This is a genomic window from Sedimentitalea sp. XS_ASV28, assembly GCF_041224545.1.
GTDB lineage: Bacteria > Pseudomonadota > Alphaproteobacteria > Rhodobacterales > Rhodobacteraceae > Sedimentitalea.
Genome location: NZ_JBGFGP010000127.1, coordinates 1 through 25,957, shown reverse-complemented (window position 1 = coordinate 25,957; position 25,957 = coordinate 1). Strand labels below are relative to the sequence as shown.

Annotated in this window: 24 protein-coding genes; 13 read left to right on the top strand and 11 right to left on the bottom strand. The window is 62.0% G+C overall.

The features are described from left to right. Positions 1–109 precede the first annotated feature (109 nt). The 8 genes from dctP (AB9K34_RS10885) (at position 110) to AB9K34_RS10850 (ending at position 8,135) form a co-directional block, all read left to right on the top strand. Positions 110–916: a TRAP transporter substrate-binding protein DctP gene (gene dctP, locus AB9K34_RS10885; protein WP_369954454.1), complete on the top strand. Its 807-nt coding sequence runs from the start codon at positions 110–112 to the stop codon at positions 914–916. Positions 917–1,012: 96 nt separating this feature from the next. Next, a complete protein-coding gene (locus tag AB9K34_RS10880) occupies positions 1,013–1,450 on the top strand; it encodes a TRAP transporter small permease subunit (RefSeq protein WP_369954453.1) in 438 nt (145 codons plus the stop codon). After that, positions 1,450–2,760: a TRAP transporter large permease gene (locus AB9K34_RS10875; RefSeq protein WP_369954452.1), complete on the top strand. Its 1,311-nt coding sequence runs from the start codon at positions 1,450–1,452 to the stop codon at positions 2,758–2,760. Before AB9K34_RS10880 ends, AB9K34_RS10875 begins: the two co-directional genes overlap by 1 nt. A 34-nt stretch (positions 2,761–2,794) precedes the next feature. Further along, positions 2,795–3,271 carry a MaoC/PaaZ C-terminal domain-containing protein gene (locus tag AB9K34_RS10870; RefSeq protein WP_369954451.1) on the top strand — a complete coding sequence of 159 codons (477 nt, stop codon included), beginning with the start codon at positions 2,795–2,797 and terminating at the stop codon, positions 3,269–3,271. Beyond that, positions 3,264–4,856 carry a class I adenylate-forming enzyme family protein gene (locus tag AB9K34_RS10865; RefSeq protein ID WP_369954450.1) on the top strand — a complete coding sequence of 531 codons (1,593 nt, stop codon included), beginning with the start codon at positions 3,264–3,266 and terminating at the stop codon, positions 4,854–4,856. Before AB9K34_RS10870 ends, AB9K34_RS10865 begins: the two co-directional genes overlap by 8 nt. A gap of 38 nt (positions 4,857–4,894) precedes the next feature. Then, the gene (locus AB9K34_RS10860; RefSeq protein WP_369954449.1) at positions 4,895–6,259 is read left to right on the top strand and encodes a phenylacetate--CoA ligase family protein; all 1,365 of its coding nucleotides are present in this window, start codon (positions 4,895–4,897) and stop codon (positions 6,257–6,259) included. A 2-nt stretch (positions 6,260–6,261) separates the two neighbouring features. Then, the gene (locus AB9K34_RS10855) at positions 6,262–7,044 is read left to right on the top strand and encodes an enoyl-CoA hydratase/isomerase family protein (RefSeq protein ID WP_369954448.1); all 783 of its coding nucleotides are present in this window, start codon (positions 6,262–6,264) and stop codon (positions 7,042–7,044) included. A gap of 68 nt (positions 7,045–7,112) precedes the next feature. Then, positions 7,113–8,135: an alpha/beta fold hydrolase gene (locus AB9K34_RS10850; RefSeq protein WP_369954447.1), complete on the top strand. Its 1,023-nt coding sequence runs from the start codon at positions 7,113–7,115 to the stop codon at positions 8,133–8,135. A 179-nt stretch (positions 8,136–8,314) separates the two neighbouring features. Here AB9K34_RS10850 and AB9K34_RS10845 read toward each other — a convergent pair whose 3' ends face one another. The 5 genes from AB9K34_RS10845 to AB9K34_RS10825 all read right to left on the bottom strand — a co-directional run bounded on the left by AB9K34_RS10845 (position 8,315) and on the right by AB9K34_RS10825 (position 13,353). Then, positions 8,315–8,968, bottom strand: a complete 654-nt coding sequence (locus AB9K34_RS10845; RefSeq protein WP_369954446.1) for a helix-turn-helix domain-containing protein — start codon at positions 8,966–8,968, stop codon at positions 8,315–8,317. 72 nt (positions 8,969–9,040) lie between these two features. Further along, the gene (locus AB9K34_RS10840; protein WP_369954445.1) at positions 9,041–10,348 is read right to left on the bottom strand and encodes a TRAP transporter large permease; all 1,308 of its coding nucleotides are present in this window, start codon (positions 10,346–10,348) and stop codon (positions 9,041–9,043) included. After that, positions 10,345–10,854, bottom strand: coding sequence for a TRAP transporter small permease (locus AB9K34_RS10835; protein WP_369954444.1), 510 nt, complete (start codon positions 10,852–10,854; stop codon positions 10,345–10,347). Before AB9K34_RS10835 ends, AB9K34_RS10840 begins: the two co-directional genes overlap by 4 nt. 66 nt (positions 10,855–10,920) lie before the next feature. Then, positions 10,921–12,072, bottom strand: a complete 1,152-nt coding sequence (locus tag AB9K34_RS10830) for a C4-dicarboxylate TRAP transporter substrate-binding protein (protein WP_369954443.1) — start codon at positions 12,070–12,072, stop codon at positions 10,921–10,923. 48 nt (positions 12,073–12,120) lie between these two features. Next, entirely contained in the window at positions 12,121–13,353 is a 1,233-nt protein-coding gene (locus tag AB9K34_RS10825) for a serine hydrolase domain-containing protein (protein WP_369954442.1), read from the bottom strand. Positions 13,354–13,500: 147 nt separating this feature from the next. Here AB9K34_RS10825 and AB9K34_RS10820 point away from each other — a divergent pair, with 147 nt between their 5' ends. Genes AB9K34_RS10820 through AB9K34_RS10810 form a run of 3 tightly spaced genes read left to right on the top strand, consistent with a single transcriptional unit; the run spans position 13,501 to position 18,361 of the window. Beyond that, positions 13,501–15,453: a flavin-containing monooxygenase gene (locus AB9K34_RS10820; protein ID WP_369954441.1), complete on the top strand. Its 1,953-nt coding sequence runs from the start codon at positions 13,501–13,503 to the stop codon at positions 15,451–15,453. 21 nt (positions 15,454–15,474) lie between these two features. Beyond that, complete coding sequence (locus tag AB9K34_RS10815) at positions 15,475–17,127, top strand: AMP-binding protein (RefSeq protein WP_369954440.1); 1,653 nt, start codon at positions 15,475–15,477, stop codon at positions 17,125–17,127. Positions 17,128–17,182: 55 nt separating this feature from the next. Next, entirely contained in the window at positions 17,183–18,361 is a 1,179-nt protein-coding gene (locus AB9K34_RS10810; RefSeq protein ID WP_369954439.1) for an iron-containing alcohol dehydrogenase, read from the top strand. A gap of 66 nt (positions 18,362–18,427) precedes the next feature. On the opposite strand, the gene AB9K34_RS10805 is transcribed toward AB9K34_RS10810, so the two are convergent. From AB9K34_RS10805 to AB9K34_RS10780, 6 genes are read right to left on the bottom strand one after another with little or no spacing between them, the layout of a single operon-like run. After that, positions 18,428–19,207, bottom strand: coding sequence for an SDR family NAD(P)-dependent oxidoreductase (locus AB9K34_RS10805; protein WP_369954438.1), 780 nt, complete (start codon positions 19,205–19,207; stop codon positions 18,428–18,430). Positions 19,208–19,242: 35 nt separating this feature from the next. Continuing rightward, on the bottom strand, positions 19,243–20,565 hold the full coding sequence (locus AB9K34_RS10800; protein WP_369954437.1) for a TRAP transporter large permease: 1,323 nt from the start codon (positions 20,563–20,565) through the stop codon (positions 19,243–19,245). Positions 20,566–20,605: 40 nt separating this feature from the next. Next, complete coding sequence (locus tag AB9K34_RS10795; protein ID WP_369954436.1) at positions 20,606–21,127, bottom strand: TRAP transporter small permease; 522 nt, start codon at positions 21,125–21,127, stop codon at positions 20,606–20,608. A gap of 31 nt (positions 21,128–21,158) precedes the next feature. After that, positions 21,159–22,244, bottom strand: coding sequence for a TRAP transporter substrate-binding protein DctP (gene dctP, locus AB9K34_RS10790; protein WP_369954435.1), 1,086 nt, complete (start codon positions 22,242–22,244; stop codon positions 21,159–21,161). A 39-nt stretch (positions 22,245–22,283) separates the two neighbouring features. Then, positions 22,284–23,828, bottom strand: a complete 1,545-nt coding sequence (locus AB9K34_RS10785; protein WP_369954434.1) for a class I adenylate-forming enzyme family protein — start codon at positions 23,826–23,828, stop codon at positions 22,284–22,286. Positions 23,829–23,833: 5 nt separating this feature from the next. Further along, on the bottom strand, positions 23,834–25,006 hold the full coding sequence (locus AB9K34_RS10780; protein ID WP_369954433.1) for a thiolase domain-containing protein: 1,173 nt from the start codon (positions 25,004–25,006) through the stop codon (positions 23,834–23,836). A 98-nt stretch (positions 25,007–25,104) separates the two neighbouring features. On the opposite strand from AB9K34_RS10780, the gene AB9K34_RS10775 reads away from it, so the two are divergent. Further along, positions 25,105–25,683, top strand: a complete 579-nt coding sequence (locus AB9K34_RS10775; protein ID WP_369954432.1) for a LuxR C-terminal-related transcriptional regulator — start codon at positions 25,105–25,107, stop codon at positions 25,681–25,683. Between the two features lie 157 nt (positions 25,684–25,840). Beyond that, on the top strand, positions 25,841–25,957 hold a 117-nt coding region (locus AB9K34_RS10770; RefSeq protein ID WP_369954455.1), incomplete at its 3' end, for a transposase.

Sequence of the window (25,957 nt, the reverse complement as noted above, 5' to 3'; positions counted from 1 at the left end):
CCGTCGGCATGCCCGCCTCTTGCTCCTTGATCATCCCGATAATCTGCGCCTCGGTAAAACGGCTCTTTCGCATTCGTCTGCTCCTTCAAGGTTGGGCAGACTCTACATCATGATGAGGGATTTCGCGGGGGGCAGGTCAGTGGATATCGGGAATTTTCCGCCTAGCTATTTCTTCAGCCAGTTTCCGGTCGCCAGCCTGAACGGGTCGCTGCCGATTTTATTTGACTCGGCTGAACAGGCGGCCACGCTGTTTCGGGCCAGCCAGGAAAACATCGACGAGATCGAGGCCGAGATGGACGCGGTGAACCTGCACCCGTTTTTGTACCGCGGTTTGCCACAGTATCGCCTGATCTGCACCAAGCCTGTCGAGACGCTGGACGATTTCCAGGGACTCAAGGTGCGTACCTACGGCACGTTCCACCCGATCCTGTTTCAGCATTTCGGCGCGGTGCCGGTGAACCTGGAACTTGGCGAAACCTATGACGGATTGCAACGCGGCACGGTCGACTGTGTCTACCTGAACTATCAGGCGGCGTCGCTCTACAAGCTGTTCGAAGTGGCAAAATACACCTCAGATGCCGAGTTCGGGGCCACCACGCTGTATCAGACCTTTGTCAATAAGGACGTCTGGGAGAGCTGGTCGCCCGAGTTCCAGGAATTGTTCAATGCCGTTGTTGCCGACGCCGAGGACAAGGCGACTCAAGAGATCGACGCGGCCGAACAGGCAGGCCTCGATACGCTCACGGCAAATGGCGTCGAGGTGGTCCCGTTTTTGGATCAGGATAAGATGGAAGCCGAAGCTCCCGATTTCCTGGAGCTTTGGGTTGAGAAGGTTGCTGAAGTCGGCAAGGGCGACGCGGCACGCGAACATGCTGATTTCATTCGCGCCCAGCTCGTGGCGGCTAAGACGCAATAAGCTGTGTCCAGCCAGCAGGGCAAGCTCATGATCAACACCTTTCTGACGACCCTGCGGCGGCTAAGCGCCGCCGCAGGGTGGGGCGCTCTTGCCTTTATGGCCGTCATCGGCACGGTCGATGTTCTCGGGACGACGCTGTTTGACAAGCCGTTGGCAGGCACCTTCGAGATGTCTGAACAGGCGATGGCGGCGGTGATTTTTCTGGGCCTTCTGCACACCCAGATCATGCAGCGCCACATCGTCGTCGATGTCTTGACCGAGCGTTTCAAGGGGCGCACCGCGCTGGTGTCGACCGCCTTTTCGGTGACGGCGACCGCGGTAGCGCTGGGGCTGATTGCGGCCCAGACCTGGCCATTGTTCACGGCAAGCTGGGCCATCAAGGAGCAGGCATCTGGCCTGCTTGGTTTTCCGGTCTGGCCGGTCAAGGGCCTGGTCTGCGCCGGCGCCTTGTCGGCAGCGGCGGTAGCAGCGATCCAAAGCGTGCAGGCTTGGAGCCGGGTGATCCTGGATCGTTCGGTTGAAAGGAGGAGATGATGGGCCCCATCGAACTTGGTCTGCTTGCGATTGGCGTCACCCTGTTTCTCAGTCTCGTGGGCGTGCCGGTCGGCGTTGCGATGGTGCTGACGGCTTGCGGCGGCATGATGACCACGATCGGCGAACGATTCATGTGGTCGACACTGAAATCGCTGCCCTATGATTTCGCGTCGCAATATACCTTTGTCGTGGTCCCCATGTTCGTTCTGATGGGCGTCGTATCGGCAAAGGCCAACATCATTCAGGACCTCTACGGTTCGGCCGCCAAGTGGATGGCTGGCCTGCGCGGGGGGCTGTATGGCGCGACGGTTTTTGCCTCGGCCGGGTTTTCGGCAATCTCGGGTTCGACGGTGGTGAACTCGACCGTGTTCGGCAAGGTCGCGATGCCAGAGATGCTGCGCCACGGCTGCCACAAAGGGTTCAGCGCGGCATCCATCGCGGCAGCGGGGACGCTTGCGGGGCTCATCCCCCCATCCCTTGGGTTCGTGATTTACGGTATCCTGACCGGGGAATCCATAGGCCGTCTGCTGATGGCCGGTATCCTTCCGGGGATTGTGACGGCTGTGGCCTATTTGCTGGTGATTGCAGTCGTGGTCCGGATCCGACCCGAGGTCGCGCCCGATATCCCGGCGCGCTATTCGCTGACCGAAAAGCTTTTATCGCTCAGGTCGGTCTGGCCCATCCTCGTGCTGGCCGCATTGGTGATCGGCGGCATTTACCTCGGTTTCATGCCACCCTCGGCGGCAGGTGCGGTTGGTGCCACGGGTGCAATCGCGCTGGCGCTGCTGCGCCGGTCTATTTCCCGCGCGGACCTGGTCGCTTCGTTTCACGACACCATGATGATCACCGGCACGTTGTGCCTGGTTGTGATCGGTGGCCTTCTGCTGAGCCGGTTCTTTGTAATCAGCGGCTTTATCCGCGAGTTGACCGACGTAATCGAGGCAATGGACCTGGGGGTCTATGCTTTCATCCTGATCGTGATCTGCCTGTATCTGGTGCTTGGTATGTTCATCGACACGTTGTCGATGGTGGTGGTGACGCTGCCGGTTCTCTACCCGCTGTCGCAGGATCTGGGAATGGACGGCATATGGTTTGCCGTCATCGTGGTCAAGCTGGTCGAGATATCCGCGATCACGCCGCCCGTTGGGTTGAATCTGTTCGCCGTGATGTCCGCTTCGGAAACTCCCATCGGAGCGCGCGAAATCTATGCCGGCATCCTGCCATTCATCCTTGTCGAGATGTTCATCCTCCTCCTGCTCGTGGCGGTGCCGGCGCTGTCGGTCTGGCTGCCCGCGCAGATGATCGGGTGAGCGCAACAAACACAAAATTACCGGAGTACCCTACATGACGATGCATCACCGTACGATCGGATTCGAAGAACTGGACAGCCTGATTGGCCAGGTTGCCTATGAGTCCGACTGGATGTCCATTGACCGCGAACACCTCGGCCTGTTCGCCAAAAGCTGTTATCTGGAGGCAGACAGGGTCGACATGACCTTCAGTCAGAACAACGCCTTCGGCTCGGACCTGGTGGACGGGTTCTTACTGCTGTCGATGCTGGTGTTCTGGAACTTCAAGGATTTCCCACTAAAGGATCAAGACGTCTGGGGGCTGAACTATGGCCTGAACAAGGTGCGCTGGCTCACGCCCGTCATGGTAGGCGACAACCTGCGCGCGCAATGCCGCGTTCTCGACATGCAGCGGCGCGGGGATGGCTGGCTGGGGACGCTGGACGTGACGATCGAGAAGGAAGGCGCGGACCGGCCCGCGATGAAGGCCGAATGGCTGTGCCTGTTCAAACGGGGTCCTGCAGATGTCTGAGAACCCCGGCAAGCTGCCGCTTCTCGACCGGATTTCGGACTATGCCGGCTATTGGGCCGAACGGACTCCGGGCGCCATCGCCCTGCGCTTTGGTGATCAGGAATGGACCTATGCCGACCTGACACGCGAGGTGGACCTCTGGGCCGCCGCAATGCTCGCGGCCGGTATCCGCAAGGGCGACCGGGTTGCCATGCTCTCGACCCCGCGGCCCGAGTTCTTTCTGTCCTTCCTGGGTGCGGTGTCCATCGGCGCGATTTGGGTCGGGCTGAACCCACGCTATACGGTGGCGGAAATGGCGCGGACGCTGAGTGATGCCGAGCCGTCGCTGATCTTTGCGCTGCCGAGTTTTGAGGATGCGGATCTGAACAGAACCCTGTCGCAGGCGGTTGACGAGGCGGATTGCCGGGCAGCAAGGGTTACGCTTGGCGACGAGGCCGAGGGGTACGCGCCGCTCGGGCCCTTCCTGTCGCGTGGGAAGGACACTACACCGCAGGCATTGACTGAAGCGCGTGCCGCTGTCAGTCGGGACGACCCGGCGCTGATCGTGTACACTTCAGGATCGACCGGAACCCCAAAGGGGGCGATGTTGGCCCACCGCGGCCTTTGCCACGGCTATACGAAACAAAGCGATCACTTTGACCTGCAAGGCGCATCGGTCCTGTGCAACCTGCCGATCAATCACATCGGTTGCGTCGGCGATCTCAGTTGCGGGCCGCATGTGGCCGGTGGAACCATCGTGTTCATGGAGCGGTTCGCACCCCAAGAGACGCTGGACGCGATTGCCGAAGGCAGAATTGACTGCCTGCTGAGCGTTCCGACCATCCTGCAAATTCTGTCGGACATGCCCGGATTCGATGCGCTCGACCTGTCGCGTATGCGGCTGGTCTGCTGGGGCGGCGCGGCCATCGCGGCCAATGTCCTGGCGCGTTACCGGGCCAAGGGGTGCCCGCTGGGTCTGACCTATGGCATGTCCGAGATGCCCGGTTCGATCACGATGGCGGCGGTCGGCGCGGATGACCGGGAGTTGCTGACGACCGTCGGGCGCCCGGTCGACGGGCTGGATATCCGGCTGGTGCGCGACGACGGAACTCTCTGTGCGCCTGAGGAAGAGGGCGAGATCCGCATACGGCATGACAGCTTGCTTCTCAGTTATTTCAGGCAACCCGGAAAGACGACAGAAGCTTTTGACTCAGATGGATATTTTCGCACCGGCGATGTTGGCGTCCTTGAACCCGAAGGAACAATCAAACTGGTTGGCCGCAAGAAAGAGATGTTCAAATCCGGCGGTTATAACGTCTATCCGCGCGAGATCGAAATGGTGCTGGAGCAGCACCCCGCAGTTGCCACGGCGGCGGTTATATCGGTGCCGGACGAAACCTGGCAGGAAGTCGGCTGGGCCTTCGTTCTGGCCGACCGCGCGGCAGACAAGCCCGCGTTGGAGGCAGAGCTTGACGATCTCTGTCGGTCGCGGCTGGCCAATTACAAACGGCCCAAACGCTTTCTGATCCGTGAAGCGCTGCCGATGCTGCCTGTGGGCAAGGTGGACAAGGTCCATCTGAAGAAACAGGCGATCGAAATGGTCTGAGGACAGTTGCAGAGACAGCAACGACGATGGAGACAGGAATGAACAACTCCCTTTACCATCCCGAAAAGGGATTCACCGACCGCGCGGCGCTGGAGGCGGTGAAACTCGACAGGCTGCAAAAGCAGGTTCACCGTATTTATGGCCAGTCCGAGTTTCACCGGGCGCGGCTCGACAAGGCCGGGTTCCACCCAGACATGATCCGTTCACTGGACGACCTGAGACACATCCCGTTCATGGACAAGAAGCTGGAACGCAAGAGCCAGGAAGAGTCGCAGGCGCGCGGGCTCACCTGTCTGGGCATGCACACCGTGTGTGACCCGGCCGACGTCATCCGCATCAGCTCGACCTCGGGCACGACCGGCACGCCGACCTTTACCGGCTACACGAAAGCTGACAGCGTCGTCACCCAGCGGATCTTTGAACGCGCCTTACCGATCATGGGCGGACAGAAAGGCGATGTGGTGATGCACGCCTTTGTCATGTCCATGTGGATCGCCGGGTTGCCAATGGCGGACATCATGCAGATGGCGGGCATGACCGTCGTGCCGATTGGTGGTACCAGCGGCCCCGAGAGGTTCGCGGTCACGGCCAAGGCTGTCCGGCCAAAACACCTGAACTGCACCCCGTCCTATGCGGTGTGGATGGCGGGCAAGCTGAAATCCGACCTGAATGTCGATCCCGCATCACTGGGCATCGAGCGCATCGCACTGGGGGGCGAGCCGGGCGGGTCGATCCCAGAAATCCGCGAGAAGATTTCGGCCCTCTGGGGCGGCGCGCGTATCTATGACGCCATCGGCGCCAGCCATTCCAGCTTCTTTTCTGCCTGCAACTGCGACCACAATGCCGGGCTGCATTTCCTGGGCGAAGACTACATCCACATGGAGCTGATCGACCCTGCTAGTGGTGCGCCTGTGCCGCTGGAAGACGGCGCCAGCGGCGAGGGGGTCTATACTGCGCTGATCAAGGAATGCGCGCCGGCCATCCGGTTCCGCACCGGCGACAGGTTCGTCATCCGCCGTGGCGCCTGCGCCTGCGGGCGCGACACCATCCGCTATTCGATCGAAGGACGCACCGACGACATGCTGCTGGTGCGCGGCGTCAACGTCTTTCCCGCCGCGATCAAGGCGGTGGTGGCGCGCTTTGCCGGGCAGGGCGCCAGCGACAACATGCGCATCGTCCTGAGTGGTCCGCCCCCGGTGCAGGAGCCGCCGCTGCGGGTCAAGGTCGAACTGGCGCGTGATCTGGGGCCGGACGATCGTTTGGCGCTGGCAACTGAGATGAGCGACACGATCTCGACCGAGTTGCGGTTCCGCTGCCGGGTCGAACTGGTCGATTCCGGCGCGCTGGCCGCGTTCCAGCAGGACAAGAACCAGAAACAGCAGATCTTTGAAAAGGCGTATTGACGATGACCATCGCAACCCCTGTCCTTTATAAAGTCGCGGATGGAGTGGCGACGATCACGCTGAACCGGCCGGATCAGATGAACACCTTTGACGAGGCGATGTTCGATGGACTGAACCGGGCCATCGCCCGGTTCCGCGCCGACGATGACGCGCGGGTTGTGATCCTGACCGCCAGCGGCGACCGGGCCTTCAGCGCCGGGCTGGATGTCAAGGCCGGAAATGCGCTGGTGCAAAGCGGCGACATGAGCCGGCAGGAACGGTTTGAATGCGATTTTCTCGACAGCGATCTGGGCGGCAAACCCGTCATCCTCACGGCGTTCGGCCATTGCGTCGGTCAGGCCGTGGCGCTGGCAGCCTGGGCCGATATCCGGATCGCCGCCACGGGCACCAGGTTTTCGCTTCCAGAAGCGCAACTGGGTATCTCGGCGGTTTCCCTGCCCGGATTGCTGGTCGATCTGATAGGATCGGCGCAGGCGGCCTATATGTTGCTCTATGGCGGACAGCTTGAAGCGGACTGGGCACTGCGTTCGGGCTTCGTTCATGAGGTGGTGCCGCCGGAGGCTCTGATGGAGCGCGCGCACGCGGTTGCCAGAACCATGGTTGGCCAAGCGCCTATGGCGTTGCAGGCGCATAAGCAGTTGCTACGGGCGGCCAGAACGACGCCCAGGGCGGAGTTGTTGCACATGGGCGAGGCGTTTCGCCAGCAAACTCTGACTTCTGAGGATTTCCGTGAGGGCCTGCGCGCCTTCATCGAAAAGCGAAGGCCCGTCTTCGTCGGCCGGTGAGGCAAAAGGGAAAACCGATCGTGCAGGGCGCCGGCTCCTGTCACGACCAACAACGGAGAGGATACACCATGAGAAACCTGCTTGCTGCGACATTGCTGTCATTCGGATTGCCCGGGGCTGCTTACACCGACGTGCAACTCCCCGAAACGTTCGACTATATGGGGCCGACGGTGCAAACACTGACCGGGTCCGATGGCCGCACCATCGCCTTTGTTGATACCGGCCCAGAAGACGGGCAGGCAGTCCTTTTCGTCGGTGGAACCGGCACAAGCGCTGCCGTGACCAGATTGACCGATTTCCTGCGTGGCATGCGCGAGTCGCTGAACCTCCGGCTGGTTTCAGTCGGGCGCGCGGGATTCGGCCAGTCGGATCCGGCCGAAAACTGGACGTTCGACGACTATGCGGCCGATGCCGCCGCGGTGCTGGATCAACTGGGCATCGGCGAAGTTTCGATCGTCGCCATTTCCGGTGGCGGGCCTTATAGCGCGGCCTTTGCAGCGCAAAATCCCGACCGGATCCGCTCGATCCACCTGGCTGCCGCAGGGGCGCTGCTGGGTAACTCGCAGCTCTGTGCCGCAGGTGAGGAGAAGATGCAGGAGATATTCGACAATTATGCCGCGCACCCGCTGCAGTGGTGGGCGTTCCCCGAAGACAGCCCGACCCATGCAATTCCCGGTTTCGGCACCGCGGCTGCGGATGATGGCGCCCGCACCTTTGGCATCGCGGGTCAGAAGGGCAGCGGCAACGCCGAGGTGGCCGAGTTCATGCGGTATTGCACGCTGGAACTGGCCGACGTCTCTCAGGTCGTCGCGCCCGTCTACATCTACCAGGGCGGTAAGGATACGCAGGTCACGCCAGAACACGCCGATCACTGGCAGTCCATCTACCAGAACGTTGCCGCGCGTCGCGACTACCCCGACGGTGGGCATGATGTCCAATACCGTCATTGGGACCAGATCCTGATAGACTTGGCCGGAATGGGCGACAAGATCATCGTTTGTCAGGGTGGCGCAGCACAGCTCCTGTCCGAAGCAGATGCAGAGAGGGCAATCACGAACGGTGCCACGCTCGGCATTTGCGCCTGGCAGTAGCGGGGGAATTTCTCAGCGATCTTCAGATTGAGGCGGGTAGGGCGGTACTGATATGTGTTTCATTGGTGCTACGTAAACGTACGTCGAAAGACCGTTTTGCACGAATAGCGCTCGGGAGGAACAGGCCGGCGTCTTCTGACAAGCCATTCAACGCGACTGCCTTGCCTGACGGAGCAAGGTCATTGCTGCGGCACGGTAAGGAGTGCGCAGGTGGAGGCGATAAGGTTCTCGACCGCGTCGGCACTCCCCCAGAGTTTCCCGCCTGTCGTGTCCACCTCGAAAGCGGCCTCTCTTGCCGCAAGCGATGCGCCAATGAAAAGGTCCATGAAGATCAGCCTCTGGTTCAGCACCGATTTCGCCGTATCGGGCATCATCCGGTAGATATGCTCGATACAGCGCATATAGCCTGACGTGCGATGGCCCGCCATCGCCTGCATGAAGGCCTTACGGTGGTTGATCTTCAGCCCCATGACGAAGCGCATGTGTCCCGATCCGGACACCGCCGCGCTGCCTCCGAGAATCTCGCGCGGAGTCGTTTCGACTTCGATGATCAGGCGCACCACATCCGCGACGCTTCGCGGTCCGCCCTGGGCTTCGAGTTCGTCCAGGCGTGCAATGCGGGCGGTGTCGCTGAGGTGGGCGCAATCCAGGATCAGTTCGTCGATCAGCCTGTCCTTTGAGCCGAAGTAATAGTGCAAAGACGCATTGTTGCGCGCTCCGGCCTCCGAAACGATTTCACGCACTGTCACCGCGTCGATCCCCCGCGATGAAAACAGCCGGAGCGCTGCATCCTTGATCTTCTGCGAGGACGATTCCTCTTGTCCGTCAGCCATCGGTCTCTTCTGGTTTGTCATGTGCACGTTTATCTTTCTGACACAAGGTTCCAGCAAGGCACACTGGCCGCATCATCCGAGGACCCTGGGCAGATACAATACCAAGTCAGGTACTAGGACTAGCAGGACAAGCAGGGCAAGGTCCATGATCAGAAACCACCAGATCCCCCTGAAGATTGCACCGGTCGACACCAGGCTTCCCACGACGCCCTTGATGACGAACACGTTCATGCCGATGGGCGGGGTGATCATCCCGATCTCGAGCAGTTTTGTCATGATGATCCCGAACCACAACAGGTCGAACCCCGAACCGCCCACAACAGGCAGCAGGATCGGCAGGGTCAGAAGCATGGCCCCGATCGGCTCAAGGAACATGCCGAGAAGCAGATAGATGATAATCACTCCGATCATGATGGCAGCCGGGGACGCGCCGCTGCCAAGGATCGTCGAACTGAGGAAATCTCCGGTGCCGGACAGGGCCAGGAAGCGGGTCAAGAGGCTCGCACCCACCGCGATGACAATCAGCGCTCCGGTCGTCAGCACGGTTTCCTGGATCGCGGCGATGAACCGCCGCGGGGTGAAGGTTCCCTTGAGGATCGCGACCAGCGTGGCCAGGGACGCTCCCACCGCCCCGGCCTCGGTCGGTGTGAAGACGCCGCCGAAAAGGCCGGTGAAGATGCCGATCATGATCAGAAGAACCGGCCAGGTGTCCTTCAGCGATGACATCCGCTCGGACCAGGACGCCCGTTCATCGGTCGAGGGGGCCAGTGCCGGGTGCAGTTTGACCCGGATGAGAACGACGACGATGTAGCCAAGCGCCGTCAGGAGCCCGGCCGCGACCCCTCCGAGGAACAGCTTCGCGATCTCGACCTGCGCGACTATGCCATAGAGGATCATGATGACGGAGGGCGGGATCAGCGCGCCGATGGTGCCCGCGACGGCCACCGTGCCGGTGGCCAGCTGGGCGTTGTAGCCCGATTTCATCATCTCCGGAATTGCAATCCGGCCCATGGTGGCGGAGCAGGCCACCGACGAGCCCGACACTGCGGCGAAACCGGCACTCCCCAGGATGGCTGCAATGGCCAGTCCGCCCGGCAGCACCGACAGCCACGCCCGCGCCGCGCGGAACAGCCCTTCGGTCAGCTTGGTATGGTAGGAAATATAGCCGAGGAGCAGGAACATCGGCACAGACGAAAGCACCCAGTTCGCCGCGAAGTTGTAGGGGATCAACCCCAGCGAACCCCATGCTACCTTCCAGCTGGTCAGCATCCAGAGGCCGATGAAGGAGACGCCCAGCAAGGCGAGGCCGATTGGCATACGCAGCGCGATCAGCACGATCAGGAGGACGAGCGCTGCGATCCCGAGTTCGATCCCGGTCATGTGTTGTCTTCCTCTGGCTTGCGTCCGGTGACGTAGAAGGCGAAGCGGAGCAGGATGATCAGTGTCATCAGTCCGGCACCAAGGGGCAGCGCGAATGTCGCGGGCCAGACGATGATCTTGGAGGAGCCATTGGTTTGCGACGCTCCGATGGAAACCGCGCGCCACGCCGCCTCCCACGTCCGCCAGGTCAGCAGTGCCGCCACGGCCGCCGCCGGCAGCAGCATGATGCCCGCCAGATGGTGTTGCACCTGCTCAGGGAACCGTTCGGTCACGAATTCCACCGAGATGTGGGCGTTGCGCTGTTCGGCGAGAGCCAGCGGGACGAAGGCCGCGATGACCATGTAGTAATAGCTCACAATGGTCAGCGTTCCCATCAGGGGCTGTCCAAAGACATGGCGCATGAACACGTCCAGCGTGACCTGGACCATCATCAGCGCCACGGCGAGTCCGGCGAGAACCGAAGTGCCGCTGGCGGCGAGCGAAAGGAGACGGGCAAGAGTTTGCATCGGATAGATCCTCCGTGACGACTGGCCCGGACCGCGAAGGCGCCCCGGACCGCGTCGCGGTATGGTTCAGCGCACGCCGTATTGGCTCACATCGATATTGGAATAGACCTCGTTCCAGAACAGGGCTTCATACTGTTCGGCGCTGTCGGCTTCGCGCATCAGGTCGACCCACTTGGTCAGCAGCGCCTCGAACTCGGTCAGCATTTCCTCTCCGCGCTCGACGCCGTACTCCTTGGCGAAATAGTCGATCATGAACGCCCGGTCGCTCTTGACGAACTCCAGCGTCGTCGCCTTCACTTCATCCGTTGCCTCCAGAAACGTGACGCCATCCTGCTTGGCCTTTGCCTCAAGCTCCACCGACCCGGACTGATAGCGCCAGGAGGCAAGCGACGAGGCCTTGGCCATCGCCTTCAGGAACTGGCTGCGCTGCTCCTCGCTCAGTTCGTTCCAGCTGTCCTGGTTGATGTTCGAGACCGACGCGAAATAGGCACCACCCGGTGCACCCTTGGTGATATGGGTGACGGCACCACCCATCCCGAAATTGTAGACATCGGCGGTCGAGAGGATGATGCAGTCCAGAACGCCCTGGCTCAGGGCTTCCAGCATCTCGTTGCCCGACATCGTGACTGGAATCGCCCCGATCGCCTCGGACCAGCGCGCCCAGTTGGCACCGCCAATGCGCAGCCGCGCCCCCTTCAGTTCGTCCATCGTCGAGATCGGCTTGGTGCAGTTCAGCACGTAGGGAGGTGTCCCCGATCCGCCGGTGAACACCTGGTTCTGCGCGGCGAACTCCTGCACGCACTCCGGACATTTGGTCATCAGGAACTCGGTGACCGCGGCGGCAAAAGCCCCTGCCTGAAGATCCGCGACGTCCTCGCCAAAACCATTCAGCGCCATCGAGGATTCCACGATGAGGTTCGTGTGCGGAAACTCGTTCGGGAAATAGGGTGTCATCACGGTGCCTACATCGGCAAGTCCCTCGCGCAGGCCGCCGGATGTTTCGGCCATGGAAAGCAGCGTCAGCGGATAGACTTTCAGCGTCATCTCGCCTCCGGTCGCTTCATTGAACCCGATTGCCGCCTCCTCGGCACTCTTCACGAGGTTCGACACCGGCGGGTGGCCGATGGCAAAGCTCAGCTCGCGGGCGCCTGCCACGTTCGCCCACGCGGCGAGACTGGCGGTAACTGCTGTCATGGCAATAATCTTCTCGATCTTCATTCTTCAGTCCTCCCTGAAAGATTGGGCATTTCCTGCCGATCCGGCTCCTCAGCGGGTCCAGTACCCGCCACGGTCGCTGCGATAGCCCAGGCAGCGATAGGTTGCATCCACCAGCGATTGGCCGCGAGCGTTCAGCAAAAGCCCGCCGCCAAGCCGGTTCATCGTGTAGCCAAGGGCGAAGCCCGCATCCGGGTCGGCAAGACCCAGCGAGCCTCCCATGCCGACGTGGCCGAAGGCGCGTGCTCCGATCACGAGGCTTTCGTCACCCGAGGGCGTCGGCCGGCGCGCCATGCCCAGCATGAAGCCGGGGCCAAACCGCGACGGCGCGAGGAACGTCGCATCCATATGTGTGGCCGTGCTCGCACGGCCAAAGCCCGCGACGGTGTGCGGATCCAGTCCGATCCGTTCGCCGCCATCGACGAGGGCGCCAAAGAGCCCGGCGAGTCCGCGTGCGTTGGTGACCCCGCTTGCCGCACCGATCTCCGCAGCGCGGCCCTCCGGTGTATTCACGCCCCGGATGCTCCAGTCTCCGCTGTTGAAGACAAAGAGGTTCGGGATGCTGCCCTTCTCCCGCACCGCGAGGAGAAAGGGCGTGGTCTGTGCATCCTTGGCAGGGCGAAACAGCTCGATCGGCGAGACACGCGGTTCGTCGTCTGCCGGCAGGCCGATGGAGAAGTCGAGGCCGAGCGGTTCCGCGATCTCGTCGCGGAAGTATCGCCCCAGACTCCGTCCGGTAACGCGCCGCACCACCTCGCCGATCAGGAAGCCGAAGGTGAGCGGGTGATAGCCAGACCGGGTGCCGGGTTCCCAGAAGGGTTCTTCCCTTGCCAGATGATCGCAGATGTAGTCGTGGTCGATCATGCAGTCGGCCTTCATCGGCGTGCGCAGCGCAGGCTGGCCGGCGGAATGGTCGAGCAGCATCCGCAGTGTGGTGCCGGCCTTCCCGGCCTGTGCGTATTCGGGCCAATGATCTGCGACGCGATCATCAAGTGACAGCGCGCCACGCGCGGCCAGTTGGTGCAGGCAGAGTGCCGTGGCGGGTTTGGTGCAGGAGAACACGACCGAAATGGTGTTCTCGGCCCAGAGGGCGCCGCCCGCCGCGACATGTCCGCCCCAGAGATCGAGGACCGTCTCGCTGCCGAGGCGGATGCACAGGGACGCACCAAGCTCTCCGTGGGTATCGAAGTTCTGAAGGAAAGTCTCGGCAACCGGGATCAGATCTTCGCGGGCGTATCCAGCGACCGGAACGCCATGCGGGCTCTCTATCGACAGCATGTTCATCCCAGCACCTCCTCTCGCCACTACAATAAGTCGAATTGTTAAGTCATTTGTTCTAACTAGTTGACTTATGTCAAGATGCGATGCAGCTTCCTGACTAGAATACGCGGCCCTGTCGCCGCGGGTGACGCAGGGAAAATGAGGCGAACAATGAACTTGCCGGACAACCAAATCATTGAACAGGAATGGGAAAACCGCCTCGGCGAGGCCATCGAAATGGCCAACATCCCAACGCTCCTGCTGGTCTTGCACCAACTCACCGGCGAGTCGCGCTGGCTCCGCGACCCCTATCGCCCCCGTCGTGGCCGTGGCCTCGACGACAATGATTCAGGGGGCCTGCCCGCTGAGACCCAGTCCGAGATTCGGGCGGCCGCTCTCGCTGCGATCCGCCGCTGGAAATGTGATGGAAAGGTCACCATTACCCATCCTACCGCGGAGGCTGCGGCTGAAATGCTAACGGTTTCGATGGCCGAGCAGGTCACGCCGGAGTACGGCGAGATCGTCGCTGTCGAGCTTTCGGAAGCCTCATTCGAGCAACACCCGGTAGATGCACCAGAGGGCTTCCGTGTCCTCATCATCGGCGCGGGCATGTCAGGCATCGGCGCGGCCATCCGCCTGAAAGCGGCCGGAATTCCCTTCGAGATCATCGAGAAGGAGGGCGACTTCGGCGGCACCTGGCGGGAAAACCGCTACCCCGGTGCAGGGGTTGACACCCCGAACCATCTCTATTCCTACAGTTTCGCGCAGTACGACTGGTCGCATTACTTCGCCCTGCAGGACGAATTGCTCGATTACTTCCGCTCCGTTGCCCGCACCTATGGCCTCGACGGCGTGGTCGAGTTCAACACCAGCGCGGACCGCGCCGAGTTCGACGAGGAAACCGGCGAGTGGGTGGTGGAGACGACCGGCCCTGACGGAACCAAGAGAACCCGCCGCGTCGGGGCTGTGTTTTCTGCCGTCGGCGTGCTGAACATCCCGAAGATTCCCGACATCCCGGGCCTCGACAGCTTCCGGGGTGTGGTCTGCCATACGGCGCAATGGCCCGACGGCCTCGACCTCACCGGCAAGCGGGTTGCGGTCGTCGGCAACGGAGCGTCGGCCATGCAGGTCGTCCCGGCCATCGCCGACCAGGTGTCACATCTCACGGTTTTCGCCCGTTCCAAGCAGTGGGCCGCGCCCTTCCCCAAGTTCAAGGCCCCGGTGCCCGATCCGATCCGCTGGCTGATCCGAGAGGTGCCGCTCTACCAGAAATGGTATCGCCAGCGCCTCGCCTGGACCTTCAACGACCGTGTCCACGCGTCGCTTCAGGTCGATCCGGACTGGCCCGAGCCGGCGACCGCGATCAACAGCACCAACGACAGCCATCGCCGGCACTTTACCAACTATGTGCGTGAGGAGCTGGGCGACCGTCAGGATTTGCTCGACCACGTACTCCCCGACTACCCGCCGTTCGGCAAGCGGATGCTGCTCGACAACGGATGGTTCCGCACGGTCGCGCGCGACGATGTCACCCTCGTTCCCCATCACCTCAAGGAGGTGCGCGGCAACACCCTCGTGGCCGCAGACGGCAGCGAGTATGAGGCCGACATCCTGATCCTCGGCACCGGCTTTCACACCACTGAGATGCTCGCGTCCTACGAGGTTGTCGGACGGGGTGGCACGCGGTTGCGCGACGAATGGGGCCCGGATGATGCCCGGGCCTATCTTGGGTCGATGGTCCCGGGCTTTCCCAACTTCTTCACGCTGCTCGGGCCCAATACCGGGCTGGGCCACGGAGGGAGCGTCATCACCCCTGTAGAATCTCAGATCCATTACGTGATGGACCTGCTGACCCGCGCCTTTGCGCAGGGCGCGCGGACGATCGAGGTCCGCCGCGAGCCCTACGAGGCGTACAACGCCAAGGTTGATGCCGCCCACGACAAGATGGTCTGGACCCACAAGGGCATGGACAATTGGTACCGGAACGCCAAGGGGCGCGTCGTGGCGCTTACGCCGTGGCGGCATGACGACTATTGGCGGATGACACGCCAGTCGGACCTGTCAGATTACATTCTAGAGGATGCGGCCGGGAAGATCGAAAACAGCAGGAGCCAGAGCACTTGAACCGCGCCAGGAGGGAGAACCATGATTGACGTGACCGAAAGCGCCCTCTCGGCGCCAACGACGGACCCGCGTGTGCCCGAACGTGACAAGGTCGTGACCCGCTATCTCATCGATCGTTGGGCGCAGGAGCGCCCCGCGAAGGTCTTTGCCAAATTCGACGACACCGGCGAAGAGTGGAACTATGCGCAATTCCGCGAGATGGTCGTGCAGACGGCGCTCGGCCTGCAGCAGCAGGGCGTGCGCCAGGGCGATCACGTACTCGTCTGGATGCCGAATTGCCGGGAACAGATCCGTATATTCTTTGCCATCAACTATCTCGGTGCGGTTTATGTTCCGATCAACACCGCCTACAAGGGCAGCCTGCTTGAGCATGTCATAGATGTGTCGGACGCGCGCCTCGCGATCGTGGATGCCAGCCTCGCGCCGCGCCTTGAAGGGTGCAATCTGCATGCGCTGGAACATGTGTTGATCACCGGCGGCAGGGTCGAGTCCGCTGTTCTGCCACACTCACATTATGCTGACGTGATGCTGCCCGAGCACGGAACGCTTGCTGCGCCGGAGCATACGATCGAGCCCTGGCATCCGATGGCGATCATCTTCACCTCCGGTACCACCGGCCCGTCGAAGGGCGTCCTCACGTCCTACCTGCACCTGTTTTCGAATGCCGGACCCGAGACCTGGACTTTCGTGTCCGACGACGACCGCTACATGATCAATGCCCCGATGTTCCACATCGGCGGCATGGGCCCGATGTTCTGTATGCTGGCGCGCGGTGCCTCCATCGCATTCGTCGACCGTTTTGATACGTCGACCTACTGGAAATCGGTGCGCAACACCGGGGCGACGGTGGCATTCCTGCTTGGGGTGATGGCGAGCTTTCTCGAAAAGCAGCCGCCAGGCGAGGATGACGCTGGCAACCCGCTGCGTCTCGTGGTGATGGTGCCGCTCGCCTCTGACACCGAGTCGTTCAGCAAGCGGTTCGGGCTCGACGTCTATACCATTTTCAATATGACAGAGGTCTCGACGCCGATCATCTCGGAACCGAACCCGACCCGGCGCGGCACCTGCGGCAAGCCACGGCCCGGGGTCGAGGTTCGCCTGGTCGACGAGAACGACTGCGAAGTGCCCGTTGGCGTGATGGGTGAAATGATCATCCGTACGGACCGGCCCTGGGCCATGAATAGCGGCTATCACAGGATGCCCGAGGCGACGGCCAAGGCCTGGCGCAATGGTTGGTTCCACTCCGGCGATGCCTTCATCCGCGATGAGGAAGGCAATTTCTTCTTCTGCGACCGAATGAAGGATTCGATCCGCCGCCGGGGCGAGAACATTTCCTCCTTCGAGGTGGAATCCGAGGTCCTGACCCATCCCGATGTCTTTGAAGCGGCAGCCGTCGCCGTGCCGAGCATCCATGGCGAGGATGATGTGCTGATTTGCGTCGCGCCAAAAGCGGGTTCGCAGATCGACCCGGCCGGGCTGCTCGGCTTCCTGCAGGAACGGATGGCCTACTTCATGGTGCCGCGCTACATCCGTACGCTCGACCACCTGCCGAAAACGCCGAGCGAAAAGGTACTCAAGCACGAGCTGCGCGCTCAAGGCGTTACCCCCGACACCTGGGACAGGGAGACGGCAGGCATCAGATTGAAGGGCGAACGGTTCAACCGCACCGCCTGAATGACAGCGCGGCGCAAGTATTGCGCCGCGCAACTTTCAATTGGAGGAGAATGAAGTGACTAATCCGAAACCCGGTAGCGTCATGTTGACCGCGACCGAACGCGTGATCTTTGGCCAGCCCGCCGCTCAGGCAATCGCTGCCGAGGCGGAACTGATGGGCGCAAAGCGCGTCATGCTGATTGCCAGCAGATCGCTGGCCGATGCGACAGACGAAATCCAGGCCATCGTGGCCGCGCTTGGCGAGCGCCACGCGACCACTTTCACCGGCGTACAGCCGCATGCCCCCCGGACCGATGTTGTCGCGGCAACCGAGGAGGCGCGCAGGGTTGATGCCGACCTGATCGTTTCGGTGGGCGGCGGGTCCGTCACAGACTGCGCCAAGATCGTCCCGATCTGCCTTGCGAACGATGTCCGCTCCGCCGAGGACATGGAACCGCTCCATATCCACGTCGATGCCAAGGGCGTGATGGTGTTACCAGAGTTCAAGCCACAGACCATCCGCACCATCTGTGTCCCGACGACGCTGTCAGGGGGCGAGTTCAACCCGCTTTCAGGCGCGACCGACCCGGTCACAAAGGCCAAACAGGGTTACTCCAGTCGTCTGATGGCCCCGGTCAGCGTGATCCTCGACCCGGCGCTCACGCGGCACACCCCGGAATGGCTGTGGTTCTCGACCGGCGTTCGCGGGCTCGATCATGCCATCGAGACGCTGCAATCTTTCGAGTCCAACCCCTTCTGTGACGGGCTTGCCGAGAGTGCGTTGCGCCTGCTTGTCGAGGGGCTGCCACGCGTCAAGGCCAATCCGGACGACCTTGAGGCCAGGATGCGTTGCCAGATTGGCGTCTGGCAGTCCATGATCCCGATCATCAGCGGTGTGCCGATGGGCGCAAGTCATGCCATCGGCCATGTCCTGGGTGGCTTGTGCGACGTCCCGCACGGCTACACCTCCTGCGTCATGTCGCCCTTCGTGCTGCGCTGGAACGCTTCCGTGAATGCCAGCAGGCAGAAGCCGATCTCGGCGATCTTCGGCGCGCCCGATGCGCCTGCGGCAGATCTCGTGGACGCCTTCATCACCAACCTCGGGATGCCGCGTTCGCTTGCTGCGGTGAACGTGACCGAGGATCGGCTGCAGAAGGTCGCCGAATACACGATGGATGACATCTGGGGCCGCACCAATCCCCGCAAGATCGAAAAGCCCGAGGACGTGATGCAGATCCTCAAGCTCGCGCGATAGAGACTGTACGCGACGCGATCTGGACAGAACTGCATTGCCCCCGGCAGATTTTCCCGGGGGCAATGTTCAGAGGCGCAACTCGCCGGTCTGGAGCATGCCGGAGGCGAGATAGCCACCATCGACGGGCAGCGTCTGGCCATTCACATAGCGTGCTTCCCGTGAGAGCAGGAAAACGATCGCAGGGGCGATGTCCTCGGGCACCGCAAGGTAGCCGTTCGGGATCATTGGCAGGAGCGAGGCCTTGGTGGCCTCGCCATAGGCCGCTTCTGTCATTGCGGTCACGGTCGCCCCGGGGGCGACGGCATTGGCGGTAATTCCATACCGGCCAAGCTCCAGCGCCATCTGCCGTGTCAGGCCCTTGATGGCGGCCTTTGAGGTTCCATAGGCGGTTCGACCGACGCCTGCACGATACCCCGAAACCGACGACAGGTTCACGATCCGCCCGAATCCGGCGGCCTTCATGCCGGCCGCTGCCCGTTGTGCGCAGAGAAAGCTGCCGGACACGTTGATGTTCAGCACCGAGGCAAAGCTCTCCTCGGAAAATTCCTCGAAGCTCTCCACCCGAAGGATGCCTGCGCTGTTGACCAGCGAGGTCACCGGCCCGTGCGAGACTTCTATCTTCGTAAATGCCGCCTCGACCGACTCCTTGTCGCTGACGTCCATCCGCACACCCTGGGCCGTGCCTCCGGCGCGCGCGACCTGCTCCAGCGTCTGCGCAAGCCCCTCGGCGCTCATGTCCGCGACAGCGACGGTGACGCCTGCCTTGGCCAGCATGATGGCCGTTGCCTGCCCGATGCCTGAGCCGCCCCCGGTGATCAGGGCGACCCCTTCGTGAAAGCTGAACATTCCCAGCTCCTTTCGTTCGTTGTGTCTGACGGGCCCTAGTTCCCCGCCGCCATCAGATTGGGGAGCCATGTTATGACCGAAGGAAAGAAAAACAGGATCGAGATCGTCACCACCTCCATCACGACAAACCAGAGCGCCCCGCGGAACACCACCGACAGCGGCGTTTCGCGATCAATCCCTGCGATGACATAGCAGTTCAGTCCGACCGGCGGCGTGATCAGCCCGATCTCGCACATCTTCACCGTGAGAATCCCGAACCAGATTGGATCGAACCCCAGAGACTGAACTGTCGGATACATGATCGGGATCGCGATCACCATCATCGAGAAGGCGTCGAGGAACATCCCGAGCGGCACGAACACGAGGAGAAAGCAGGCGATCACCACAAGTGGAGGCAGGCCCGAGTCTACCGCTGCCTGCGCGATCTGGTTGGGCAGCTGGATCAGAGTCAGGAAGTACGAGAAGATCCCGGCGCCGATCATCGTGAATAGGATCATCACGGTGGTGTCGATGGTGGTGCGGAAACTTTCGGCAACCTTGCCGAACAGTCCGCTCCGCCGGGCGCCGGGGTGCGCGAGCAGCATCAGGAACGCGGCAAAGGCGCCGAGCGCGCCCGCTTCGGTCGGGGTCATGATCCCGAGGTAGATCCCTCCCATGACGACCAGAAACAGCACCAGTACCTGCCAAGCCTGGCCCGTCCCGGCGATGGCCTCGCCCCATCCGGCACGTTCTGTCACTGCGCCACGTGACGAGCCGCGGCTGGCGATCACATAGATTCCGCCCATGAAGATCAGCGTGGTAAGCAGGCCGGGCACGAGGCCCGCGATCAGCATCTTGCCGGCCGAGGTCTCGGTCAGGGCGGCGTAGAAGATCAGCAGGACGCTCGGGGGAATCAGCACCCCGAGAACACCACCGGCGGCAACGGCACCCGACGACAGAGCCGGATCGTATCCGGCCTTCTTCATTTCGGGCAGCGCCACGCTCCCCACAGTGGCAGCGGTGGCCACTGACGACCCCGATGTCGCGGCAAAGCCCGCGCTGGTCAGGATCGACGACATCGCAAGCCCACCCGGCAGGTGACCGACCCACTTGCTCGCCACGCCGAACAGCTTGCGACCGATCTCGGCATGGTGGGCGAAAGCGCCCATCAGGATGAAGAGAGGAATGATGACGAGGGTGTAGACCGCCGTGGTCGAATAGGGCAGCGACTTCAGCCGGGTCATGAGAAAGGCGAAATCTTCAACAAGAATGATCCCGGCGGCACCTGCCAGTGCGAGCGTTGCAAAGACCGGCACGCCGAACAGCATGAGGAGAATGATAAGAGCGACCGAGATCAGCGGCGCAATGGACGCATCCATGATGGTTTTCCCTAATTATTGGATCATCGCCTTGCGACGATCAGACTTCGGCCTGCGCGTCGCCCGCCGGCTGCTCGATCTCGTCATTCACGAAGACATCGAGCGCGCTGAAGCACATCTGCACGGCGGCCAGCCACAAGCCCAGGGCCACGCCGACCTTGGTCCACCAGATCGGCACCTGGGTATAGCCCCAGCGGAACTCGAGAATGGAGACCGAGTAGATGGCCTCCTGCGTTGCCGGCCATGCGATCATCGCCAGAGCCAGCGCGCCGCAGAGCCACGCCAGCCCCATGACGAGCCGATGAGACGGGCCCTTCATCCGTTGCGACAGGATGTTGACCCTGATGTGAGCGCGGTCGCGTTGCGCCCACATCGCCCCCATGAAGACGATCATGACGAGACTGAGCTCCGACATCTCGAAGATGCCCGATATGGAGCGGCCACCGACCACACGTGCAAAAACGTCGACGGTGATGCCGAACATCAGGAAAGCGAGGAACAGCACGGCAACCGCACCGCAAAGGTTCGAAATCAGGTTCAGACACCTGCGGATCAGATTCATGATGCTCCTCCCTTTCTTTTTTGGCCCTGCCTCAGGACGCCTGGCTGATCTCGTAGGGCGTTTGCATGGTGCCCTCGGGGTCGTACTTGGCGATTGCCTCTTCGATCAGAGTCTGCATCTGGACGCCGTCGATACCCGCCTGCGGCGCGGTGGTCTCCAGCCACTTGTCGACCTGTGCGGGCTGCACAAGCCCACGGGCGCGCTGCTTGTCCTCGTCCGAAACGGTCCCGAGCGTGCCGCCCTCCGAGGTCAGCGTCTCGACATAGCGGCGCAGCGCATCCTCGTAGATTTCGCCGAATTTGCCGTCATAGAGTTCCTGGACAATCTCGTCCGAAACCTTACGGACATCGTCGGGCAAGCCGTCATAGACCTGCTTGTTCATGATCGTCGCGGCAGGGGCGTGCGGACCATCGCCGATGTCGTAGAAATGCGGCGCGATCTCGTGCAGCTTGTAGGCCACCGCCGTCACGAAATCGAAACCGTACACACCATCGAGGATGCCGCGTTCCAGCGCAGGATAGACCTCGGCCGCTGCCATCGGAATGGCCGTCCCGCCAAGCGCCTCGATCACATCAGTGGCGACGCCGTAGCCACGGATCCGTTTGCCTTTCACATCCTCGAGCGAGGTGATCGGTTCCCGCATCACCAGGGGCGCATAGTTCCAGTTGGTCCAGTAGAGAACCTTCGACCGGTGGCGCTGCTCCCATTCCGCGCGCAGTGGATCGAACTGCTCGTACACGTCCCGGCAGACCTTCTGCAGCGCGTCGGCACGGTTCATCCGGTAGTACCATTCGAGGCCACGGGTTACCGGCAGTTCGGCTTGGTAGTAGCCCGGCGAGATCAGTGTGATTTCCGAAGTCCCATCGCGGGCGGCGGCGAGATGCTCGCCCACCTTGTTGAGCGATCCCGACCAGTAGCGGCGGATCGTGACTTCGCCGTTGGTGCGTTTTTCAAGCTCGTCCAGATACCAGCGGTCGGTCCATGATGGCCCCGCGGTTTCGGTTACATAGCTGTCGAACTTCAGCGAAGTCGCGGCCCGCAGAATCGACGGTGCGCTTGCCGCGAACAGGGTTCCGGCGGTGGCCGCGCCGGTTTTCAGGAATTGTCTACGATCCATGATGTCTCCTCCGATTATGGTGTAGGGGGGTGTCGCGCGCTAGAGTTCCTCCTCGGCAACCGCTGCGCGCTCTCTCAGGCTGGTCTTCAGGACCTTGCCGTAACTGTTCTTCGGCAGGTCGTTCATCACGACATACCGCTTGGGCTTCTTGAAGGATGCGATCTGCGACTTGCACCAGCCGTCCAGTTCCTCGGTGCTCGCCGTTGCGCCGTCCGCGAAGACCACGAAGGCGACGACCTCCTCGCCCCATTCCGGGTGCGGGCATCCGATCACCGACACCTCGAAGACTGAAGGATGGGTCTGCACCGCCTCTTCGACCTCGCGGGGATATATGTTCGTCCCGCCCGAGATGATGACGTCCTTGCTGCGATCGGTCAGGGTCAGGAACCCGTCCTGATCCATGCGTCCGAGGTCGCCGGTCCGCAGCCATCCATCAACAACTGTCGTGGCCGTGGCCTCCGGGTTGCGCCAGTAGCCCGCCATCACGGTATCGCCCTTGACGGCGACCTCGCCCACCTCTCCCGCGGCGACTGTGCGCATGTCTGCGTCGACAACACGCACTTCCACGCAGGATTGCGCGATCCCGACGGAGGCGCGCCGCCCGGCCCGGTTGGGAAGCCCGTCGCCAAGAACGACGTCGCGGTTCATCGCCGTAATCGTCATCGGGCTCTCGCCCTGTCCGTAGATGTGCACGAATTTCTGCCCGAACAGGTCCAGCGCCTCGTCCAGGTCGGCCACGTACATCGGTCCGCCGCCGTAGATGATGGTGCGGATCCCCTCGCCACGATAGCCGGTCTGGTGCGCGTGCGCGATCAGTCGCTTGACCATCGTCGGCGCGGCGAAGAACACGAGATCGCCGAGCGTCTCACCCAGTGCCTGTATCTCGGCCGGATCAAACCCTTTCGAGCGTGGGATGACATGACAGGCGCCTGCCCGCACGAACTGGAAGTTATAGAGCCCGGCCCCGTGCGACATGGGCGCGGCATAGAGCGAATGGTCGCCCGCGAACGCCGGATCGACATCGAGCGTGTAACTCGTCGCCATCGTGCGGAGGTTGCGATGACTGGTCATCACCCCCTTGGGCCGCCCGGTGGTGCCCGATGTGTAGAACAACCAGGCCAGATCGTCTTCCGCTACCTCGACAGGCGGAACATAGTGCTCGCGGCTTGCTGCCGTGACCGGCTGGGAAAGGTCCGCCGCGCGGATCGAGGTCTCGTGGCATCCATCTGGAATGTCGCCGTGGTTCTGATAGAGGTCTCCCGTCTCGGTAACGACCAGACGGGCCTCCGCATTCGCGACGATCCAGCTCGCCTCGCGCGGATGCAGCTTGTTGTTGATCGGGACGATCACCGCCCCGATCCACAGAACCCCGTACAGCACCTCGAGATACTCGGGACAGTTCTTCGCAAAAAGCGCGACGCGGTCGCCCCGTCCAATCCCGTATTGCGACGCGAAATGTGCGCCGATGGCCCAGCTGCGGAAGGCAAAGTCGCCATATGTGGCATGCAAAAGGTTGCCGAACCGGATAGCCGGGGCCTCCGGGCGCACGAGGCTCGTCTGATGCAGCCAGGTCGCAAGATTCATTCCAGTCAGGCCTTCTGGGTTTCCAGGATCGAGACATAGTTGGCCACCGCAGCGCCCCCCATGTTGAACACCAGTCCGAGGCTGGCTTCGGGCACCTGGATATCGCCCGCCTGTCCCGTCAGCTGCCGGAAGGCGAGAGCGTGCATTGATACGCCCGTAGCGCCGACCGGGTGCCCCTTGGCCTTTAACCCGCCCGACAGGTTGACCGGCAGAGCACCACCGCGATAGACTGTGCCGTCCTCGAGCGCGCGCTGGCCCTGTCCCTTTGCCGTCAGACCCATCGCTTCGTAGGTCAGCAGCTCGGCGATGGTGAAGCAGTCGTGCACCTCGGCAAAGTTCACGTCCGCCAGATCGACCCCGGCCTCGTCGAAAGCCTTGCGAAACGCGAGATCCGGACCTTCAAAGGCCAGAAAGTCCCGGCGCGACATCGGCAGGTAGTCACTCACCTGCACCGCAGATCGGAACCGGGCCGAGTGTGGAAAATTGGCAGCGTTTTCTTCGGTCGTTAGCACGATGGCGGCAGCTCCGTCCGTCACCAGAGAACAGTCGGTCAGACGCAGCGGCGGTGCGATCTCGGGGTTCTTGTTGGAAACCTGGCTCGCCTCCTCGAAGGTGAATTCGCGGTGCATGTGCGCCAGCGGGTTCAGCATGGCATTGCCGTGATTCTTGACCGAAATCTTTGCCATCGCGTCGAGCGGATTCTGGTAGCGCTCCGTATAGGCCCGCGCCGCCACACCGAACACCTGCGGAAAGCTCAGGGCCTTCTCTGCCTCGTCGTTCTGGTATCCGGCACCCGCCAGAGCCGTGGTGACGTCTTCGGTCGTGCGATGCGTCATCTTCTCGGCGCCGACCACCAGCACCGTGCGAGCCTTGCCGGACTGGATCGCGTTGATCCCGGCATGAATTGCGGCCGATCCGGACGCGCACGCATTCTCGGCCCGCATCGCGGGAACGAACCGCAGCTCGGGGAAAGCCTGATGGATCAGGGACGAGGCAAAGCCATCCGACACCATGCCCGAGTTGAAGTGCCCGAGGAAAACGGCGTCGATCGCGGCTGGGTCGATCGCGGCCTCGGCGATCGCCTCGCGCGCGGCTTCGACAATCATCTGCTCGAGATTCTGATCAAGACGGCCGAACTTTGTATGGCCGGATCCGACGATGGAAATGGTGCTTGTCATGATGTCTCCTCCTGACGACAGGATCACCGTTTGAGGGACATTGCGAAATCCGTGGAACTACGTAGAAATCTACGGGTAGCTACGTAGAGACCCGTGCAATGGTAAACCTCATCGATACATCGACCCCGCAAAAGGCGGCCCAGATTGCGTTTCAGGAATCACCTGTCGCGCAACTGATGGTGCGCTACCGGCGGATCGTCGAACTCAACAAGTCGCTCGAACGGCTGTTCGGCTTCCGGCGTGACGATCTGGTTGGCCGCTCGGTTCAGCGGCTCTACCCCTCCACGGCCGACTTCATGCGGATCGGCGAGCACTGCGAGGACACGCTCCGGCGGGGCAAGAGCCCCTATTACGAAGACGAGCGGTTCATGCAGACCTATGACAACGAGATTTTCTGGGCTCGAGCCAAGGGCATTACCCTGTCGCCGGAAGATCCATTCTCGATAATGATCTGGAGCTTTGAGAAAATTGGCGACAAGCCTTACCGTTCGGTGAGACTCACCGCCCGAGAACGAGAAATCGCGCCGATGATCGGCAACGGGATGACCTCCAAGCAGATTGGAGACCGGCTGGGAATCTCACACCGCACGGTCGAGGTTCATCGGGCGAAGCTGATGAAGAAGTTCAACGTCAGCAACACGGCGGAGCTTGTCTCGCAGATCGTCATCGCCTTCTAGAGCGTTTCAGTATCCCCGCTCTGGAACGAACCTTCCGCCTTCCAGTCGGACCCGCTGCAGCGTGAAAGAATCGTACGATCATGCAATATGACACCGGCAAACACTGCGTTTTCTATCACCGCTACCACATCGTCTGGTCGACCAAATACCGTTAAAGGTGCTGACCCGGGCATTACGGCTGCGGGTGCGCGACATCTGCCGGCAGGTGTGCCGCGAGAACGAGGTCGACATCTTGCGCGGGGTGCTGTCGAGCGATCACGCCCACATGTTCGTC

Coding starts and splice junctions, on each gene's coding strand:
- dctP (WP_369954454.1), top strand. CDS start 110: ATGATGAGGGATTTCGCGGGGGGCAGGTCAGTGGATATCGGGAATTTT.
- AB9K34_RS10880 (WP_369954453.1), top strand. CDS start 1,013: ATGGCCGTCATCGGCACGGTCGATGTTCTCGGGACGACGCTGTTTGAC.
- AB9K34_RS10875 (WP_369954452.1), top strand. CDS start 1,450: ATGGGCCCCATCGAACTTGGTCTGCTTGCGATTGGCGTCACCCTGTTT.
- AB9K34_RS10870 (WP_369954451.1), top strand. CDS start 2,795: ATGACGATGCATCACCGTACGATCGGATTCGAAGAACTGGACAGCCTG.
- AB9K34_RS10865 (WP_369954450.1), top strand. CDS start 3,264: ATGTCTGAGAACCCCGGCAAGCTGCCGCTTCTCGACCGGATTTCGGAC.
- AB9K34_RS10860 (WP_369954449.1), top strand. CDS start 4,895: ATGAACAACTCCCTTTACCATCCCGAAAAGGGATTCACCGACCGCGCG.
- AB9K34_RS10855 (WP_369954448.1), top strand. CDS start 6,262: ATGACCATCGCAACCCCTGTCCTTTATAAAGTCGCGGATGGAGTGGCG.
- AB9K34_RS10850 (WP_369954447.1), top strand. CDS start 7,113: ATGAGAAACCTGCTTGCTGCGACATTGCTGTCATTCGGATTGCCCGGG.
- AB9K34_RS10845 (WP_369954446.1), bottom strand. CDS start 8,968: ATGGCTGACGGACAAGAGGAATCGTCCTCGCAGAAGATCAAGGATGCA.
- AB9K34_RS10840 (WP_369954445.1), bottom strand. CDS start 10,348: ATGACCGGGATCGAACTCGGGATCGCAGCGCTCGTCCTCCTGATCGTG.
- AB9K34_RS10835 (WP_369954444.1), bottom strand. CDS start 10,854: ATGCAAACTCTTGCCCGTCTCCTTTCGCTCGCCGCCAGCGGCACTTCG.
- AB9K34_RS10830 (WP_369954443.1), bottom strand. CDS start 12,072: ATGAAGATCGAGAAGATTATTGCCATGACAGCAGTTACCGCCAGTCTC.
- AB9K34_RS10825 (WP_369954442.1), bottom strand. CDS start 13,353: ATGAACATGCTGTCGATAGAGAGCCCGCATGGCGTTCCGGTCGCTGGA.
- AB9K34_RS10820 (WP_369954441.1), top strand. CDS start 13,501: ATGAACTTGCCGGACAACCAAATCATTGAACAGGAATGGGAAAACCGC.
- AB9K34_RS10815 (WP_369954440.1), top strand. CDS start 15,475: ATGATTGACGTGACCGAAAGCGCCCTCTCGGCGCCAACGACGGACCCG.
- AB9K34_RS10805 (WP_369954438.1), bottom strand. CDS start 19,207: ATGTTCAGCTTTCACGAAGGGGTCGCCCTGATCACCGGGGGCGGCTCA.
- AB9K34_RS10800 (WP_369954437.1), bottom strand. CDS start 20,565: ATGGATGCGTCCATTGCGCCGCTGATCTCGGTCGCTCTTATCATTCTC.
- AB9K34_RS10795 (WP_369954436.1), bottom strand. CDS start 21,127: ATGAATCTGATCCGCAGGTGTCTGAACCTGATTTCGAACCTTTGCGGT.
- dctP (WP_369954435.1), bottom strand. CDS start 22,244: ATGGATCGTAGACAATTCCTGAAAACCGGCGCGGCCACCGCCGGAACC.
- AB9K34_RS10785 (WP_369954434.1), bottom strand. CDS start 23,828: ATGAATCTTGCGACCTGGCTGCATCAGACGAGCCTCGTGCGCCCGGAG.
- AB9K34_RS10780 (WP_369954433.1), bottom strand. CDS start 25,006: ATGACAAGCACCATTTCCATCGTCGGATCCGGCCATACAAAGTTCGGC.
- AB9K34_RS10775 (WP_369954432.1), top strand. CDS start 25,105: ATGGTAAACCTCATCGATACATCGACCCCGCAAAAGGCGGCCCAGATT.